The sequence below is a fragment of the Yoonia sp. SDW83-1 genome, from assembly GCF_046762885.1.
GTDB lineage: Bacteria > Pseudomonadota > Alphaproteobacteria > Rhodobacterales > Rhodobacteraceae > Yoonia.
Genome location: NZ_JBKQXO010000011.1, coordinates 120,165 through 136,872 on the forward strand (window position 1 = coordinate 120,165; position 16,708 = coordinate 136,872).

The following is a 16,708-nucleotide window of genomic DNA, read 5'->3' on the forward strand; positions in this document are numbered from 1 at the left end:
GTTTCAACCCATCGCCCCTCGAAGATCGATCCGCATCCCCGTCTCGGCCTCAAAGAAATTCAGCGCGCCGGGTGCAACCGACAGACCGACCACATCGGTGCTGTCCTCATCCATCCGCCCCGGCAGGCGTGCGGTGACCGTCACCCCGTTCAGCGCGAAATTCAGATAGCATTCGGCGCCCGTATTCTCGATCATGGTCGGGGTGACCTGCAGATCGGGCTTGCCTGCCGCCAGCATCAGATGCTCCGGGCGGATCCCAACCTGGACCGCATCCGGCAGGCCCGCCGGTGCGGCAAGGGTCACGTCACCCATCACCAACCGGGCACCCTCGACCTTGGCCGGGATGATATTCATCGGCGGCGAGCCCATGAAATCCGCGACAAATGTATTGGCAGGGCGGTCGTAAATCTCCTGCGGGGTGCCGATCTGCTGGATGTCGCCGCCCTTCAGAACGACGATCCGGCTGGCCAGTGTCATCGCCTCGATCTGGTCATGGGTGACGTAGACGATACTGGCCCCAGTCGTCTTGTGCAGGCGCTTGATCTCGGCCCGCATCTCGACCCGCAGCTTGGCGTCGAGGTTCGACAGGGGTTCATCAAACAAAAACAGCTTGGGGTCGCGGACCAGTGCACGTCCCATGGCAACACGTTGGCGCTGACCGCCAGACAGTTGGGACGGGTTGCGGTCCAACAGGTGATCAATCTGCAACAGCGTTGCCACCTGTAGAATCTTAGCGTCCATGTCCACCTTCGGCACCTTGCGAATTTTCATGCCAAAGCCGATATTCTCGCCCACCGACATGGTGGGGTAGAGCGCATAGCTCTGAAACACCATCGCGATATCGCGGTCCTTGGGTGGCTCCTGCGTCACATCGCGCCCGCCGATCATCAACGACCCGGCGGTGATTTCCTCCAGCCCCGCGATGCAGTTCAGCAGGGTGGATTTGCCGCAGCCGGACGGGCCGACCAGCACAAGGAACTCGCCCTGCGCCATCTCGATATCGATATCGCGCAGTACCTCGACAGCGCCGTAGGACTTACCCAATCCGCGCGTTTCCAGCGCCGGTTGCATGCTCACGTCAAAGGCCATGGGTCTTGCTCCTCTCTCGGGACGGGACCGGTCGATGCGCGCACGATCAGCTCGGCCCGGTCAATTTTCTGTTCGGCTGGTGCGCCGCTAACAAAGTCGATCAGCAGGTTCGCCAGTGGCACGCAGGCATCACGCAACGGTGCCCGCGTCACGGTCAGGGCGGGGTCGAAACTGACCGCGCGCATCAGGGGCAGCGCATCGTCATGCGCCATGACCGATAGGTCTTCGGGCACCCGCAAGCCACGATCCTTTGCAGCACGGATCACACCAGCGGCAATCAGTGTGGAGGCACAGATCATCGCCGTTGGGCGCGCGCCATCACGGCCCGACAGCATGGAAAGCGCGGTTTTATAGGCGTCCATTTCCGTCTCGGCATTCGCGGCGACAAAGGCGTCCGGCACCACCAACCCTTCGGCATCGATCGCGTCGCGAAACCCGCGCAGGCGATCCACGGCATAGGCATAGCGCAACTGCCCGTTGAGCAGGGCAATCCGCTTGTGGCCCAGCGAGGCCAGCAATTTCACCGCATCTTCCGACACCGCCGCATTGTCGATCCCATAGCAGGCATAATCGACATCGGGCGCTGTCTGCCCATGCATCACAAAGGGAATGCCCTTTTCGCGCAGAAACGCGACCCGCGGATCATCAGGTACCGGTGCGTTCAGGATGAAGCCATCCAGAATGTCCCGCTCCATCAGTTTGCGGTAGGGCAGGACCGGATCGTCATCCTGATCGACGGCCAGCACGAGGTCCACATCGCGCGCGCCAAGTGCGGCTGTCAGCCCTGTCAGCATCTCGAAAAACGTCTGGTCCGCGCTCATATCAGCCCTGATCTTGATGATCATGCCGACCATGCCGGACCGGCCGGTCACCAGCCGCTGCGCCACGCGATTAGGGCGATATCCCAGCCGTTCGGCAGTTTCGCGGACCTTGTCGCGGGTCTTGATATTCACTTCGGGAAAGCCGTTCAGCGCCCGGCTGACGGTGGCTGCCGACAACCCCAATTCCGCGCCTATATCCTTGAGCGTTGCCACACGCTTCCTCCTCAAAGCGATTGCATTACTGATGCAGATTATCGCAAAGTTCCCCAAATTCCTAGTTTAAATCACAAATTAAAACGTTTTGAATTCTGAAACTGATTTGTTAACTTACCCCCGAATCAAAAGGAGGCACCCAGATGAGAGAATGGTGGCGCGACGCGGTGATCTATCAGGTCTATCCGCGCTCTTTTCAGGACGACAACGGCGATGGCGTTGGCGATCTGAACGGGATTACACGCCGCCTGCCCCATATCGCGGCCCTTGGCGCGGATTGCATCTGGCTGTCCCCGATCTTCCGATCTCCGCAGAAAGACATGGGCTACGACGTGTCGGATTACACTGACATCGACCCGCTGTTCGGCACGCTGGAGGATTTCGATGCTTTGATCGCCCGCGCCCACGGACTTGGGCTGAAGGTCATCACAGATCAGGTTCTGTCGCACACGTCCGACCAACACCCGTGGTTCCGCGAATCCCGGGTCAGCCGCGATAACGCAAAGGCCGATTGGTATGTCTGGGCTGATCCCCTGCCGGACGGATCGCCCCCCACCAACTGGCACAGCCATTTTGGCGGGCCCGCCTGGGAGTTCGACCCGCAGCGCGGGCAGTATTATTTGCATAACTTCCTCGCGGCCCAGCCAGATCTTAACTTTCACAACCCTGAAGTGATCGACGCGATCCTTGAGACCTGCAAGTTTTGGCTTGATCGCGGCCTCGACGGGTTCCGCCTCGACACGGTGAACTACTATTTCCACGATGCGCAATTGCGCTCAAATCCACCTGCACAGACCCGCCCGCAGGTCATGGCGACCGATCTTTATGGGATGCAGGACAACATCTATAACAAGACGCGGCCGGAAAACCTTGGCTTTCTGGAACGGTTACGCGCGCTGACCGATCAATATGATGACATCATGATGGTCGGTGAAGTGGGCGAAATGGGCGCAAAATCCATCCGCATCATGGGCGATTACACCGCCGGCACCAGCCGCCTGCACATGGCCTACAGCTTTGCCATGCTCGGCCCTGACTTTACCGCCGACCATTTCCGCAGCTGCATCGAAGGGTTCCAGCAAGGCGCACCGGACGGTCACCCCAAATGGTCGTTTGGCAATCACGACGTGCCTCGCCACGTGACCCGCTGGGCCGATCATGCTGTCAGCGACACCGATATCGCCCGGCTCGCCTGTGCGATGCTGATGTCGTTCGAGGGCACCATCGGCATCTATCAGGGCGAGGAACTGGGCCAAACCGAAACCGAACTGACCTATGACGAACTGACCGATCCGCCTGCACTGCGCTTCTGGCCTGCGATCAAAGGGCGCGATGGCTGCCGGACCCCAATGGTCTGGGAGAAGGACAAACCCAACGCCGGTTTCAGCACCGGGCGCCCGTGGCTGCCTGTCAAACCACCACAAGCGGCCCTGTCCGTCGACGCGCAAGAGGCGGCCAATGACAGCACCTTGCATTTCTACAAAAGCGCCATTGCCTTCCGCAAGGCGCAGCCTGCGCTGACCGCTGGCAAGACATCCTTCATCAACCTGCCCGAACCGCTGTTGGCCTTCCATCGCAAGGCAGACGGGCAGACGATCACCTGCGCCTTCAATCTGTCGAAGGACAGCCAGGTCATCCGACTGACCGGCGCGGCGACCCTGACCGGACCCCGCCACGCCAATCTTGACGGGCCGACGCTGACACTACCCGGCAACGGCTTTGCCTACCTGACCCATGACGGGGCGCTTGCCCTGTCCGCCTGATCCAACTCTCTGGGAGGAGAAAAATGAAAAAGACCCTATCAACCCTCGTGCTGTTGCTCACCACAACCGCCCCTGCCGTCGCATTGGAAGACGGCAAGATCCTGATCTGGACCGGCGACAACCGGGACCGCGACGCATTGCTGGAAGCCGTGCAGCCTTTCATTGATGACCTTGGCGTTGAGGTATCCGTCGAAATCGTAGACCCCGATCTGCCTCAGAAATTCCAGCAGGCCGCGGCCACCGGCGACGGCCCTGACATCGTGCTCTGGGCGCATGACCGTTTCGGCGAATGGGCCAGCGGCGGCCTGATCGCGCCGGTGCAGCCATCGGCCAGCTGGTCCGAAGATATCCTGCCCGCTGCCATGGACGCGATGCAGTTCGACGGAAAAACCTGGGGTTACCCGCTTGCCGTCGAAGCGGTCACCCTGATCTACAACAAGGATATCATCGACATGCCACCAGCCTCTTTCGAGGAAATCAAGGACCTGCAGGTCGACGGCCAGAAAATCCTCTGGGACTACAACAATACCTATTTCACCATGCCCATGCTGATGGCCGGTGGCGGTTATGCCTTCCAAAAGGTCGACGGGTCCTATGATGGGTCGACCACTGGCGTGAATACTGACGGGGCCATTGCGGGTGCCGAGGTACTGAAGTCGCTCTTTGACGATGGTGTGATGCCGCAAGGCGTCGATTACGGCGTCATGGACGGGGCCATGAATAACGGTGAAGTCGCCATGGTCCTGAACGGCCCATGGTCCTGGGCCGGTTTCGAAGGGTCGGACATCAATTTCGGTGTCGCCCCGATCCCAACCGTGAATGGTGAAGTCTCGCCCCCCTTCTTGGGTGTGCAAGCACTTGGCATCAACGCAGCTTCACCCAATCAGGACCTCGCGGTGGAACTGATCGAAAACTATCTGGCCACCGATGAAGGGCTGGCGATCTGGAATGCCAAGAATGGGCTTGGCGCGCTGGCCGATGCCTCTGCTGCCGTGGCACAGAACAACCCGCTGGTGACTGATATGCTGGCCGTGGCCGCCAATGGCGTGCCGATGCCGTCCAACCCTGAAATGGGGGCATTCTGGGCCGCGATGGGTCCTGCGCTGACCAACATCACGACAGGCGCGGCTGAACCCGCCGACGCGCTAAACGACGCCGCCGCGCGTATTCTGGGCGAGTGAACCCAGAAACGGGCGGCGGACCTCCCGCCGCCGCCCGTCAAATGCTTTCTCTTGACGCATCCCCGCATGCCCTGTTCGCTTGGGCCATGGCCGGATTGCACCGCAAGGAACCGCACCGATGACCACAGCCACCGACACCCCCGTGACCGAAGGATCGCCTATCACGCGCCTGATCATCGTTGGCGCTGTCACGATTGCCCTGCTTTTCGCGGCCTTCTTCCTTTACCAGATTGCGCAGCCCATTTTCGGGGTGATCATGCTGGCGCTCGCCACCGGCTTTGCGATCATCTTTGGGGCAAATCGGTACTACGGCGCGCGGTTCATCTTTCCGGGTGTCTCGGCCGTGCTGATCTTCATCGCCTTCCCGGTTGTCTATACGATCTATATCGGGTTCACGAATTATAGCAGTTTCAACCTGCTCACCTATGACCGCACGGTCGAGGTGCTGACCTCGCGCGGCTCTGTCGATCCTGACACCGAACAACCCTTTGCCGTGGCCCGCGATGGTGACCAGTTCCGCATATGGCTTCCCGAATCCGGGTTGCTTTCTGATCCGGTTGCGCTTGATGGCGAGTCCGAAGCCACCCTGTTGCCCGCCGATGAACCCGCCGACCTGCTTGAACGGCGCGATGCAATCCAGCTGCGCGCAGGCCTGCAGGCGCTGACTCTGACCACGCCGGATGGAACCATCATTCAGAATGCCAGTCTTCGCACCTTCGGCACGGTCACACCCGATTACGTGCAGACCGGACCCGACACGCTGACCCGCTTTGATGGGGCCGTTCTGACTGCCAATCACGAAATCGGCTTTTTCGTCGATGAAAACGGTGATCAGGTCCCGCCCGGCTGGCGTGTCGGTATCGGCTGGGACAATTTCGAACGCATCTTCACGTCCGAAGGCATCCGCGGCCCGATGGTCAGCATCTTCATCTGGACCTTCGTTTTCGCCATCGCCTCGGTTGTTTTGACTTTCGCCCTTGGGCTCACGCTTGCCGTCATCCTGCAATGGCCGCATCTGCGGTTCAAAGCAGTCTACCGGATCCTGCTGATCCTGCCCTATGCGGTCCCCGCCTTCATCTCGATCCTCGTCTTCAAGGGCCTGTTCAATCAGAATTTCGGTGAAATCAACCTGATCCTTGAGGCCCTGTTCGGCGTCCGCCCCAGCTGGTTCACCGATGGCAATCTGGCGCGGGTCATGGTGCTGATCGTCAACACCTGGCTTGGCTATCCTTACATGATGCTGCTGGCCATGGGGTTCCTGCAGGCAGTGCCGGAGGATCACAAGAAGGCGGCAGCACTCGAAGGGGCGAGCCCGCTGCGAGTATTCTTTACGATCACCCTGCCGCAAATCATCCCGCCTTTCTTGCCGCTCCTGATCGCGAGTTTCGCGTTCAATTTCAACAACATGGTGCTGATATTCCTGCTCACACGCGGGCTGCCCGACATCCCAGGCACGGTCATCCCGGCAGGCGAAACCGACATTCTTGCCAGCTTCACCTACCGCCTTGCCTTCGACAATGCAGGCCAGCAATTCGGCCTTGCCGGTGCGATCACCCTGCTGATCTTCCTCGTGGTCGCCGCCATATCCTATGCCAATTTCGTCGCGATGCGCCGCGCGGCGCAAAAACGATCGGGGAGGGTCAGCGCATGATCGTCGAACGCCCAAAGGACCTGCTGGTCAAGAAGATCCTCGCCCACGGCTTCATGCTGATCTTTCTGGCGCTAATCCTGTTCCCCTTCTTCATGGTTCTCTCGATCAGCTTTCGCGAGGGGAACTTTTCCGTCGGCTCCATCATCCCTGAAAACCCGACGCTGGAACACTGGTACCTGGCCTTCGGCCTTGACTACACGCGGGCTGACGGCACCGTTGTCGAACCGCCCTATCCGGTGATGCTGTGGATGTGGAACTCCATCAAGATCGGACTGATCGCAGGTTTTGGTGTGCTCGCCATCGCGACAATCTCGGCCTATGCGTTCAGCCGGATCAGGATCAAGGGCAAGGGCGCGATGCTGGATGGGCTGTTCCTGATCCAGATGTTCCCGACAACGCTGGCGCTGGTCGCGATCTACGCGATCTTCGATGCACTGGGCGAGGTCAGCCCGCTCCTCGGCCTCAATTCCCACACCGCACTTGTGCTGATCTATCTGGCCGGGGTCACCCTGCATATCTGGACGATCAAGGGCTATTTCGACAGCATCGACACCGCACTCGACAAGGCCGCCGCGATTGACGGGGCCACCCCCTGGCAGACCTTTCGGTTCATCTTCCTGCCACTGGCCGTGCCAATCATGAGCGTCGTTTTCGTGCTGGCCTTCATCGGATTCATCAACGACTATCCCATCGCCTCCGTCCTGATCCGGTCCGAGGACAAAATGACCCTCGCCGTCGGCTCACGGCTTTATCTCAATGAGTTCCAGTATCTCTGGGGCGATTTCGCCGCCGCCGCGATCCTGTCGGGCCTGCCGATCACGGTCGTATTCCTGATCGCGCAACGCTACCTGGTCTCGGGCCTTAGTGACGGTGCCGTGAAGGGATAGAAAGGACAAATAAATGCCTTACCATATTGCAGGTGGTGCTCGTGATCCACGCGTCGAGTTGAAACACACCGAAATTCTTGAACCGATTGATGGGGATTACAAGAAACTCGAACTGAAAGATACCAGTCCTGATGGCAAATACGGGGTAACATTCAGCGGTGGGTATAGTGGTCGGCCTGTTGACCCAACCTACATGCCGACGCGGTTACGAAGAAAGGGGAACGAGGGTCGCCCTCTCTACGATGTTGATAACATGTGGGGTGGCGGTCTACTCGTCACTGATCGCTTTAAAGAAATTGTGGAGAGCTTTGAGCCGGGCGTTCATCAGTTCTTTCCAATACAGATTGAGCAGCGCGGCAAAGTCATCGCCGACCGTTACATCTTTTACGTCTGCAATCGTCTCGACACGCTTGCAAAGGATCTGTGCGTGCCGCCAGTCGCAGAAGGTGCAAAATACATGCCAGCATATGATGGTAATGATCGAATGGTTTTCGATGCAAGAAAAATTGGCTCTCATCATGCCTGGAATGACCGATTTACCATCGGGCGCATGGTCAGTAACGAGCTCTTCGATGCCTTGGCTGCAGCGGATTTCACAGGTTTTGGCTTCGAAAAGTTCGACCAAATTTGATCTGGTAAAGAATAGAAAGAATTTCTATGTCAGCGTTTTCATCTCTCGCACGCTATCTGGGCTTTGCAGTATGCTTAGGATGTGTGAGTTCACCCATCAGAACCTGATCTCGAAGACCGCTCCAGCGCCATCGCGCAGCACGATCTCCGCCCCTTGCGCCTGCAACATCCGGCGCACAATCGGCAGGCCCATCCCTGTCCCGCCATCCTCGCGCCGCGTGGTAAAGAACGGATCGAACACCCTATCCCTGTTCCCTTCCGATATCCCCGGCCCGTCGTCGCTGACCCGCAGCCAGTCACCTTGCAGATCGAATGTCACCGCACTGGCCCCATGCGCGCGCGCATTCCCGATCAGATGGGTCGCCACGAGGTCCATCACCTCTTGCGGCAGCGGTACCGTGCCATCACGCGGCAAAACCACGTCATGATCTGCCAAAACCTCTGACAACATACATTCCCCCGGCGGCATCGGCTCCTGCGCGCGGGCGAGCGCGCGCTGGCTGTCCAGCAGCGCCTCCATCCGACCCACAGCCTCGCCGATATTGCCCAGCATCGTGGCCCGGTCAGCATCCGGCAGCCCGGGATCATCCAGCAACTCGGCAGCGCCCCGGATCACGGTCAACGGCGATTTCAACTCATGCGTGACATGATCCGCATAAGACCGCAGTACCGCCTCGCGGCCCCGCAAGGTCGATGTCATGCCGATCACCGCCTGTCCCAGATCGGAAAACTCCGGCGTGCCGAAATGCTCCGGCACCTCTGCCTCGCCTTCGCTTTGGGCATAGGTGGTCAGCGCCCGCACCGGCTGCAAGACCAGCCGCCACAGCAGATAGCCCAGCACCGCCGTCGCCACAAACGCCATCCAGGCAATCATCCAGCTGGTCTCGGCCCAGCCCAGAATGCCACCCGCCACCCGAAAATAGGCGATGCCGATGATCGGCAGGAAAAACACCGCCGCCAGCGTCCCCCCCAGCACAAAGGCCAGTGGCGGGCGCCATTTCCGGATTACCCGGCGCGGCATGCACCCATCCGGATACCAACCCCATGTACGGTCTCAATCGCATCCACACATCCGGCCTTGGCCAGCTTGCCCCGCAGATTGCGCAGATGGCTGTCCATTGTCCGGTCGCTGACATGCACATTGGTGCCATAGATCGCATCGACCAGTTGCGGGCGCGACATTACGTTGTCGGGCCTGCGCATCAGATGCACGACCAGTTCCATCTCGCGCGATGTCAGGGTGACAGGCGCATCCTGCACGTGGCACAGGTGACGGTCCGGGTCGACGCTCAGCACCCCGCGACGCATCACCACCTGTGCGGCCTGCGCAGGGGACGCGCGCTTCAGGATCGCACGCACCCGCGCCACCAGTTCGCGTGGCGAAAACGGCTTGGGCACGTAATCATCCGCGCCCAGTTCCAGTCCGACAACCCGGTCAATCTCGTCCCCGTGGGCGGTCAGAAAAACCACCGGCACGTCAGAGGATTTGCGCAACTCACGGCACACCGCCAGCCCGTCCATTTCCGGCATCCCGATATCCAGCACGATCAGATCAGGCGTCAGGCTGCGCGCCATTTCCAGCGCCTGCTGGCCATCCGCCGCTTCGGCCACCGTGAACCCCGCCTGCCCCAGCGCGATCCGCACCACATCGCGGATCTGTCCGTCATCATCGGCGACCAGTATCTGACCACTCATCCCTGCACCTCATTCATTGCCGCCAAACTACGGCGGAGCCTTGCATTCCGGAACCCCCATTCGCGCCAGTCACCCGGTGTGCCGACCTCGTACCCGCACCTCAACTGGCCATCCGCCACAATCGCCGGTGCCGCACCTTCGCTGAGGTTACACAGATAGTAGGGGTCCGCCTTATCCGCAGCCAGGTTATGCCGGGCGATGAAACCATCCACATTGACCAGCGACACGGCATAGAGTGCTATCAGCCCCAGCCCTGTGGCCCGCAACATGAACCATCCCACAGTCTGGCGACCGATCATCTGCATGATCATCAACACCAGCCCCAGCGCCACCAGAACCATCCAGATGAACGCTGCAAAGCGCAGCCGTGTCAGCCCATAGGCATCCACATACAAATCCAGCCGCAGGATCGAGGAGATCACCAGCAAGACCGTCTGCGCCACCCAAAGATAAAGCAATGCGCGCAACACCGGCCGCGCCTCCAGAAACGGCTGCGCCAAAAGCGCGAACAACCCCGCCAATAACGCGGTCGCCAACAACGGATAGGCCCCGCGATGGGCATAATCCGCATATGTCATCCCGTCAGGCAGGGCGACACCGCCCCACAGGTAGCCGATATCCAGCAGCGTCTGGATCCCGAAGATGAAGTTGAACAGCACCAATGCGCGCAAGACCGACCGGTCATTCAGGAGCCCACTGCGCCAGACAAGGGTTCGGCTGGCCGGGGCACGGCCAAGTCTATCAGCCAAAGCGGAAAGGCGCAGGAACGGCCAGACCGCGCACAACACGGCAGCCCAAAACGCCAAACGGCCAAAAGTCAGCGAAACACCCGGATCAAACGCGCCAAACCGCTGCAGCCAGACATCGACCACAGGGTTTGCGGCGGCCATCAGCACGATAAACACCGCGCCGATTCCAAGCGGCATCAACCAGTCACGCAAGCCCGCCTTGATCGTCCCAGCCGACGGAGCGGACACACGCAAGCCCCTGACATCGCGCAGGTTCTGCAACACACCGGCACCCGGTAACCGCAGCATCGCCCGCAGGATCGCCGGCACATCCCACCGGCCCAGCGCCATGATCGCGGCAAATGCCAACAGGCCGGACACTGCAAAGAGGATCGAAAGCGCCTGAACCAGATCCACCGCCGGAATCAGCGAAATCAGCAAGGCGGCCCAAGCTGCCAGACTGCGGCGCAGGCTGACCTTGTCCCAAAGGATGATCTGTGCTGCCGCGCCGACGGCCACAATCCAAACGATCAGACCCAGACCCGCCGACACATTCCAGATCAGCGCATCGGCCAGCGCAACTGCCGCCAATAACAGCCCCCCGGGCAACCACCTGATCGGGTTCGCCCCGTCCTCATCCAGCCACCACGCATCCTTTGCCAACCGCTCTGGCACGCCTCTCACAACCATCATTGTCCCTCTCACGTCTTTTGAGAGCCATGGCTAGGACAGCAGCGTGCAGACCAGCTTGTACAAGTGTGCAGATTTTGCGTAGAGATATGGCGCTTTAGGCTTCCGCCGCCGCGCGGATCGCCCGGATGTTGGCACCATAAGGTGCTGGGTCAGTCACCGACCCGCCCCGGAACACGGCAGAACCGGCGACCAGCACGTCGGCCCCTGCGGCGGCCACCAATGGTGCGGTTGTCGGATCGACGCCGCCGTCAATCTCGATATGGATGGGCCGGTCACCAATCATGTCGCGCAATTCGCGGACCTTGGCGGTCATGTCGATGAATTTCTGCCCCCCGAACCCGGGGTTCACCGTCATCACACAGACCAGATCGACCATATCCAGCAGCTCGGCCACGGCAGAGGCTGGCGTGCCGGGGTTCAGCGCGACGCCCGCCTTGGCACCGGCACCGCGAATGGCCTGCACAGTGCGGTGGATATGCGGGCCAGCCTCCACATGCGCGGTGATGATATCGGCACCGGCCTTGGCAAACGCCTCGATATAAGGATCGACCGGGGCGATCATCAGATGGACGTCCATGACCGTCTTGATATGCGGGCGGATGGCGGCACATGTCGCGGGACCAAAGGTGATGTTGGGCACGAAATGGCCGTCCATCACATCCACATGGACCCAATCAGCGCCCTGCGCCTCGATCGCCTCACACTCGGCCCCGAAATTGGCGAAATCGGCGGACAGGATGGACGGGGCGATCTTGATCGAACGGTCAAAGGACATCGGGTTTCCCTTCAATATTGGCGCGTCCGGGCAATAGCGTGCATCATCGACATTGTCACCCGGCGATTGACCGTCTTGCGACCCACGTCGCTGTTTTCATGCGAATTTGATATATTGATGCTGTGTAAACAATTATCATATGCTATTTTAAGCCATGTCCCACAAACTGCACCACCGCGACATCCTGCAGAACGATGCACAGATTCGCCTGACACGGGCCACGCTGACCACGGCGCGGCCAAAATCGCTGCACGACCATGACTTTTACGAACTGTTCTGGGTGCAGAATGGCACGGTCCGGCATCATCTGCCAGACGGTGGCGACACATTGCGCGAAGGCGACGTGATCTTTCTGCAGCCCGGTCAGCCGCACGCCGTGCAGGGGCGCGGGGAACACGCGCTTGTCGTGTCGCTCTGCATTCACCCGACCACCATCAAGGCACTGGCCAAACGGCATCCTGGCCTCAAGGGGCATTTGTTCTGGTCATTCGGCGACCCGGTGCAAACACGGCGCGACATCCGGCAACTCGCCGCACTCAACCACGCCGCCGTGCAACTGGAACGCAGCGCCTGCGACACACTCGCGGCAGAGGCATTTCTGCTGCCGCTATGCGCCGATCTGACCGCCGACACCTATCCGGATGACGCGCCCGCATGGCTGACGGCAGCATGTACGGCGGCCAGGGATCCGGCTGTCTTTCGCGACGGCTCTGCCGGTCTCGTGGCCCTGACTGGCAAGGCACATCCCCATGTCAGCCGGACCATGCGGAAATTCATGGGCGTGACCCCATCCGATTACATCAATGGGCTGCGCATGGCCCATGCCGCCCGCGCGCTGACCACCGACGGGGATCCCGTCGCGCAGATCGCGGCCGATTGCGGCATCCCCAACATGTCGCATTTCCACAAGCTTTTCCGCACGGCCCATGGGCTGACACCCCTGCAATACCGGCAGAAATATCAACGTCACGTCGTGCAACCGACATAGTATTTGACCAAACGGTCAAAACTTGCCAAGAACCCGGCAGCATGCCACGCTATCCCGGCAATGCAGGAGGTCCCCTTGCAGACGACTCATTCCCCTTCGCTGACCGCAACCCAGCTGCCACAGGTCCAGGAACAGCGCAACGATGGCATCCCGCTCGATCTTGACTGGGTCATGTCCGTGCAGGCCAACACATCCGCGATCGAACGGCGCGCGGCCACTCTGCCCGGCCGGCGCAGCGTGAAGAAAGACCATCAGGCCGCATGGCTTTGCAAGGCAATCAGCCTGATGGACCTGACCACCCTGTCAGGGGACGACAGCGAAGGCCGGGTGCGCCGCTTGTGTGCCAAAGCACGCCAGCCCGTCGCGCAGCCACTGCTGGAAGCACTCGGCATGCAGGGCCTGACCACCGGCGCTGTCTGCGTCTATCACGACATGGTGCCCACCGCCGTCGATGCACTGGCCGGCACCAATATCCCGGTCGCCGCCGTGTCCACCGGTTTTCCCGCTGGCCTGTCACCCTTCCACCTGCGCATCGCGGAAATCGGCGAAAGCGTCGCCGCTGGGGCGCAGGAAATCGACATCGTGATCAGCCGACGACACGCGCTCACCGGGAACTGGCAGGCACTCTATGATGAGATGAAGGAAATGCGCGAAGCCTGTGGCGATGCCCATGTCAAGGCGATCCTTGCCACCGGCGAACTCGGCACCCTGCGCAACGTGGCCCGTGCATCGCTAGTCTGCATGATGGCCGGAGCCGATTTCATCAAGACCTCCACCGGCAAGGAGCCCGTCAACGCGACCCTGCCCGTGACACTGACGATGATCCGCGCCATCCGCGACTATCAGGACCGGACCGGGATCAAGGTCGGCTACAAACCCGCCGGCGGGATCAGCAAAGCCAAGGACGCGCTGGTCTACCTGTCCATGATCAAGGACGAACTTGGCGACCGCTGGCTGCAACCCGACCTCTTCCGTTTCGGGGCCTCCAGCCTGCTCGGCGACATCGAACGGCAACTCGAACATCACGTCACCGGCGCCTATTCGGCCTCGTGGCGGCATGCCATCGGATGACCCGCATCCTTGCATATATGTCCCGCCCGGCGGCACGCCGGGCAGCCCCCGACCGCCCCCATGGGCGGGGGCTTCACCCCCACCCGCGGTCCGGGGCCGCCCTGAGCACTTTGGCAGCAACGCAATGACCATCAAAGAAATCTTCGACACCATGGATTACGGCCCCGCCCCCGAAAGCAGCGCCGAGGCGCTGCAATGGCTCGCCGATCGTGGCGGCATCGCAGGTCACTATATCAACGGCAAATGGGGCCCGCTGCGCGACGATTTCCCCTCCAACAACCCTGCCACCGGTGAAAAACTGGCAGGCGTCACCAAAGGTACGGCAGAGGAAATCGAAACAGCCGTGCAGGCCGCCCGCAAGGCCCAACCCGCATGGGCCAAATCAGGTCACAAACGCGCCCGCGTCCTATACGCCATCGCACGCGGCATGCAGAAACATTCCCGCCTGCTCGCCGTCATGGAAACGCTCGACAACGGCAAACCGATCCGCGAAAGCCGCGACATCGACGTCCCCCTCGCCATCCGACATTTCTACCACCACGCCGGTTTCGCCCAGTTGATGCGCACCGAACTACCTGACCGCGAACCGCTGGGTGTCTGCGGGCAGATAATCCCGTGGAATTTCCCGCTGCTGATGCTCGCCTGGAAAATCGCACCCGCACTCGCGATGGGCAACACGGTCGTTCTGAAACCCGCCGAATACACCTCGCTCAGCGCCATGATCTTTGCCGAAATCTGCACAGAGGCTGGCGTGCCCCCCGGCGTCGTCAACATTGTCACCGGCGACGGCGAAACAGGTGCGGGGCTCGTCAACGCTGGGGTCGACAAAATCGCCTTCACCGGCTCGACCGAAGTTGGCCGCAAGATCCGCGAGGCGACCGCAGGATCGGGCAAGGCCCTCTCCCTCGAGCTCGGTGGCAAATCCCCATACATCGTCTTCGACGACGCGGACATGGACAGCGCCGTCGAAGGCCTCGTTGATGCCATCTGGTTCAACCAGGGCCAGGTCTGCTGCGCCGGATCGCGCCTCTTGGTGCAGGAAGGGATCGCCGACCGGTTCTACACTAAACTGAAAACCCGCATGGACGGGTTGCGCATCGGTGACCCGCTGGACAAATGCATCGATGTCGGCGCTATTGTCGACCCGGTCCAACTCGACCAGATCAGCAAAATGGTCAGCGCCAATACCGAAGGCGAAACCTACCAGACCAAGGCACCCAAGGGCTGTTTCTACCCGCCCACCCTGATCACCGGCCTCTCCCCCGCATCGACCCTGATGCAAGAGGAAATCTTTGGCCCGGTCCTTGTCGCCACAACCTTCCGCACCCCGTCCGAAGCCGTCGAAATCGCCAACAACACCCGCTACGGGCTGGCCGCCTCTGTCTGGTCGGAAAACATCAATCTCGCCCTCGATATCGCGCCGAAACTGGCCTGCGGGATCGTCTGGGTGAACGGCACCAACATGATGGACGCCGCCGCCGGTTTCGGCGGTGTGCGCGAGAGCGGCTTTGGTCGTGAAGGCGGCTGGGAAGGGCTCTCAGGCTACACCAAACCCAAAGGCACTGCCAAACCACTCAAGAAAATCGATGCCTTCACCACAGAAGACGGCCATCCGGCGGATCCGCTGGACCGGACCGCCAAACTCTATATTGGCGGCAAGCAGGCGCGGCCCGATGGCGGCTATTCCACGCCAATCTACAGCCCCAAGGGCAAATTGCTCGGCCACGCCTCCAAGGCCAACCGCAAGGATATCCGCAACGCAGTCGAGGCCTGCAATGCGGCCAAAGGATGGTCCAAAACCACCGGCCACCTGCGCGCGCAAATCCTCTATTACATCGCCGAGAACCTGTCAGCCCGCGCCGACGAATTCGCAACCCGGATCAACAATATGACCGGCAACAGATCAGGCGCGGACGAGGTCGAAACCAGCATCCGCACCCTTTTCACCTATGCCGCTTGGGCCGACAAATATGACGGGCAGGTGCATGGGGTCCCGATCCGGGGCGTGGCACTGGCGATGAAAGAACCGGTCGGCATGATCGGCATTCTTTGCGACGATGCGAAACCGCTCGCCGGACTGATCGAAACCATGGCCCCCGCCATCGCCATGGGCAACCGGACCATCATGGTCGCCAGCGAACCCTTCCCGCTGGCCGCTAGCGATTTCTACCAAGTGCTGGAAACCTCCGATGTCCCTGCGGGCGTCGTCAACGTCCTGACAGGCAGCCACGCAGAACTCGCCCCGACACTCGCCAAACATCTGGACGTTGACGCGGTCTGGTCCTTCTCCTCAAGCGACCTCTCGGGCGCAATCGAAAAAGCCAGCGCCGGAAACCTCAAACGGACATGGGTCAACAACGCGATGGCCCTGACGCCGGACACCCAGAGTTACCTGCAGGCGGCAACCGAGGTGAAAAACATCTGGATCCCCTACGGCGAATAGGCTTCTTCCGAGTTGAAATATCCTTGGGGAGTCCCGGCACGGGACGGGGGCAACGCCCCCACCCAATCATGTCGTCGGCG

Annotated in this window: 14 protein-coding genes; 8 read left to right on the top strand and 6 right to left on the bottom strand. The window is 60.8% G+C overall.

Annotated elements, in window-relative coordinates:
- Positions 1-3 precede the first annotated feature (3 nt).
- Both ACFWW4_RS15240 and ACFWW4_RS15245 read right to left on the bottom strand, forming a co-directional pair.
- The gene (locus tag ACFWW4_RS15240) at positions 4-1,071 is read right to left on the bottom strand and encodes an ABC transporter ATP-binding protein (RefSeq protein ID WP_411891697.1); all 1,068 of its coding nucleotides are present in this window, start codon (positions 1,069-1,071) and stop codon (positions 4-6) included.
- Between the two features lie 2 nt (positions 1,072-1,073).
- Positions 1,074-2,123, bottom strand: a complete 1,050-nt coding sequence (locus ACFWW4_RS15245) for a substrate-binding domain-containing protein (RefSeq protein ID WP_411891642.1) — start codon at positions 2,121-2,123, stop codon at positions 1,074-1,076.
- Positions 2,124-2,266: 143 nt separating this feature from the next.
- Between ACFWW4_RS15245 and ACFWW4_RS15250 the strand changes: the two genes are divergently transcribed.
- The 5 genes from ACFWW4_RS15250 to ACFWW4_RS15270 all read left to right on the top strand — a co-directional run bounded on the left by ACFWW4_RS15250 (position 2,267) and on the right by ACFWW4_RS15270 (position 8,236).
- Positions 2,267-3,886, top strand: coding sequence for an alpha-glucosidase (locus tag ACFWW4_RS15250; RefSeq protein WP_411891643.1), 1,620 nt, complete (start codon positions 2,267-2,269; stop codon positions 3,884-3,886).
- A gap of 23 nt (positions 3,887-3,909) precedes the next feature.
- Positions 3,910-5,067 carry a maltose/maltodextrin ABC transporter substrate-binding protein MalE gene (gene malE, locus ACFWW4_RS15255; protein WP_411891644.1) on the top strand — a complete coding sequence of 386 codons (1,158 nt, stop codon included), beginning with the start codon at positions 3,910-3,912 and terminating at the stop codon, positions 5,065-5,067.
- A 118-nt stretch (positions 5,068-5,185) separates the two neighbouring features.
- Positions 5,186-6,718 carry a maltose ABC transporter permease MalF gene (malF, locus tag ACFWW4_RS15260; RefSeq protein ID WP_411891645.1) on the top strand — a complete coding sequence of 511 codons (1,533 nt, stop codon included), beginning with the start codon at positions 5,186-5,188 and terminating at the stop codon, positions 6,716-6,718.
- Positions 6,715-7,605, top strand: coding sequence for a maltose ABC transporter permease MalG (gene malG, locus ACFWW4_RS15265; protein ID WP_411891646.1), 891 nt, complete (start codon positions 6,715-6,717; stop codon positions 7,603-7,605). Before malF ends, malG begins: the two co-directional genes overlap by 4 nt.
- A 13-nt stretch (positions 7,606-7,618) precedes the next feature.
- Positions 7,619-8,236 carry an imm11 family protein gene (locus tag ACFWW4_RS15270; RefSeq protein ID WP_411891647.1) on the top strand — a complete coding sequence of 206 codons (618 nt, stop codon included), beginning with the start codon at positions 7,619-7,621 and terminating at the stop codon, positions 8,234-8,236.
- A 96-nt stretch (positions 8,237-8,332) separates the two neighbouring features.
- Here the strand turns inward: ACFWW4_RS15270 and ACFWW4_RS15275 are convergent, their stop codons facing one another.
- From ACFWW4_RS15275 to rpe, 4 genes are all read right to left on the bottom strand, one after another.
- Positions 8,333-9,256 carry an ATP-binding protein gene (locus tag ACFWW4_RS15275; protein WP_411891648.1) on the bottom strand — a complete coding sequence of 308 codons (924 nt, stop codon included), beginning with the start codon at positions 9,254-9,256 and terminating at the stop codon, positions 8,333-8,335.
- Positions 9,241-9,930 (bottom strand): response regulator transcription factor, encoded by a 690-nt coding sequence (locus ACFWW4_RS15280; protein ID WP_411891649.1) that lies wholly within the window; start codon positions 9,928-9,930, stop codon positions 9,241-9,243. Before ACFWW4_RS15280 ends, ACFWW4_RS15275 begins: the two co-directional genes overlap by 16 nt.
- Positions 9,927-11,351 carry a DUF4173 domain-containing protein gene (locus ACFWW4_RS15285; RefSeq protein WP_411891650.1) on the bottom strand — a complete coding sequence of 475 codons (1,425 nt, stop codon included), beginning with the start codon at positions 11,349-11,351 and terminating at the stop codon, positions 9,927-9,929. Before ACFWW4_RS15285 ends, ACFWW4_RS15280 begins: the two co-directional genes overlap by 4 nt.
- Positions 11,352-11,445: 94 nt before the next feature.
- The gene (gene rpe, locus ACFWW4_RS15290; protein WP_411891651.1) at positions 11,446-12,126 is read right to left on the bottom strand and encodes a ribulose-phosphate 3-epimerase; all 681 of its coding nucleotides are present in this window, start codon (positions 12,124-12,126) and stop codon (positions 11,446-11,448) included.
- 154 nt (positions 12,127-12,280) lie between these two features.
- Here rpe and ACFWW4_RS15295 point away from each other — a divergent pair, with 154 nt between their 5' ends.
- From ACFWW4_RS15295 to ACFWW4_RS15305, 3 genes are all read left to right on the top strand, one after another.
- A complete protein-coding gene (locus tag ACFWW4_RS15295) occupies positions 12,281-13,114 on the top strand; it encodes a helix-turn-helix domain-containing protein (RefSeq protein WP_411891652.1) in 834 nt (277 codons plus the stop codon).
- Positions 13,115-13,174: 60 nt separating this feature from the next.
- On the top strand, positions 13,175-14,185 hold the full coding sequence (gene deoC, locus ACFWW4_RS15300) for a deoxyribose-phosphate aldolase (protein WP_411891698.1): 1,011 nt from the start codon (positions 13,175-13,177) through the stop codon (positions 14,183-14,185).
- Between the two features lie 124 nt (positions 14,186-14,309).
- Positions 14,310-16,628 carry an aldehyde dehydrogenase family protein gene (locus ACFWW4_RS15305; protein WP_411891653.1) on the top strand — a complete coding sequence of 773 codons (2,319 nt, stop codon included), beginning with the start codon at positions 14,310-14,312 and terminating at the stop codon, positions 16,626-16,628.
- The last annotated feature ends 80 nt before the right edge of the window (positions 16,629-16,708 follow it).

Excerpts from the sequence above, each read along its gene's own strand:
- ACFWW4_RS15240 (WP_411891697.1), bottom strand. The coding sequence starts at position 1,071 with ATGCAACCGGCGCTGGAAACGCGCGGATTGGGTAAGTCCTACGGCGCT.
- ACFWW4_RS15250 (WP_411891643.1), top strand. The coding sequence starts at position 2,267 with ATGAGAGAATGGTGGCGCGACGCGGTGATCTATCAGGTCTATCCGCGC.
- malE (WP_411891644.1), top strand. The coding sequence starts at position 3,910 with ATGAAAAAGACCCTATCAACCCTCGTGCTGTTGCTCACCACAACCGCC.
- malF (WP_411891645.1), top strand. The coding sequence starts at position 5,186 with ATGACCACAGCCACCGACACCCCCGTGACCGAAGGATCGCCTATCACG.
- malG (WP_411891646.1), top strand. The coding sequence starts at position 6,715 with ATGATCGTCGAACGCCCAAAGGACCTGCTGGTCAAGAAGATCCTCGCC.
- ACFWW4_RS15270 (WP_411891647.1), top strand. The coding sequence starts at position 7,619 with ATGCCTTACCATATTGCAGGTGGTGCTCGTGATCCACGCGTCGAGTTG.
- ACFWW4_RS15275 (WP_411891648.1), bottom strand. The coding sequence starts at position 9,256 with ATGCCGCGCCGGGTAATCCGGAAATGGCGCCCGCCACTGGCCTTTGTG.
- ACFWW4_RS15280 (WP_411891649.1), bottom strand. The coding sequence starts at position 9,930 with ATGAGTGGTCAGATACTGGTCGCCGATGATGACGGACAGATCCGCGAT.
- ACFWW4_RS15285 (WP_411891650.1), bottom strand. The coding sequence starts at position 11,351 with ATGATGGTTGTGAGAGGCGTGCCAGAGCGGTTGGCAAAGGATGCGTGG.
- rpe (WP_411891651.1), bottom strand. The coding sequence starts at position 12,126 with ATGTCCTTTGACCGTTCGATCAAGATCGCCCCGTCCATCCTGTCCGCC.
- ACFWW4_RS15295 (WP_411891652.1), top strand. The coding sequence starts at position 12,281 with ATGTCCCACAAACTGCACCACCGCGACATCCTGCAGAACGATGCACAG.
- deoC (WP_411891698.1), top strand. The coding sequence starts at position 13,175 with ATGCAGGAGGTCCCCTTGCAGACGACTCATTCCCCTTCGCTGACCGCA.
- ACFWW4_RS15305 (WP_411891653.1), top strand. The coding sequence starts at position 14,310 with ATGACCATCAAAGAAATCTTCGACACCATGGATTACGGCCCCGCCCCC.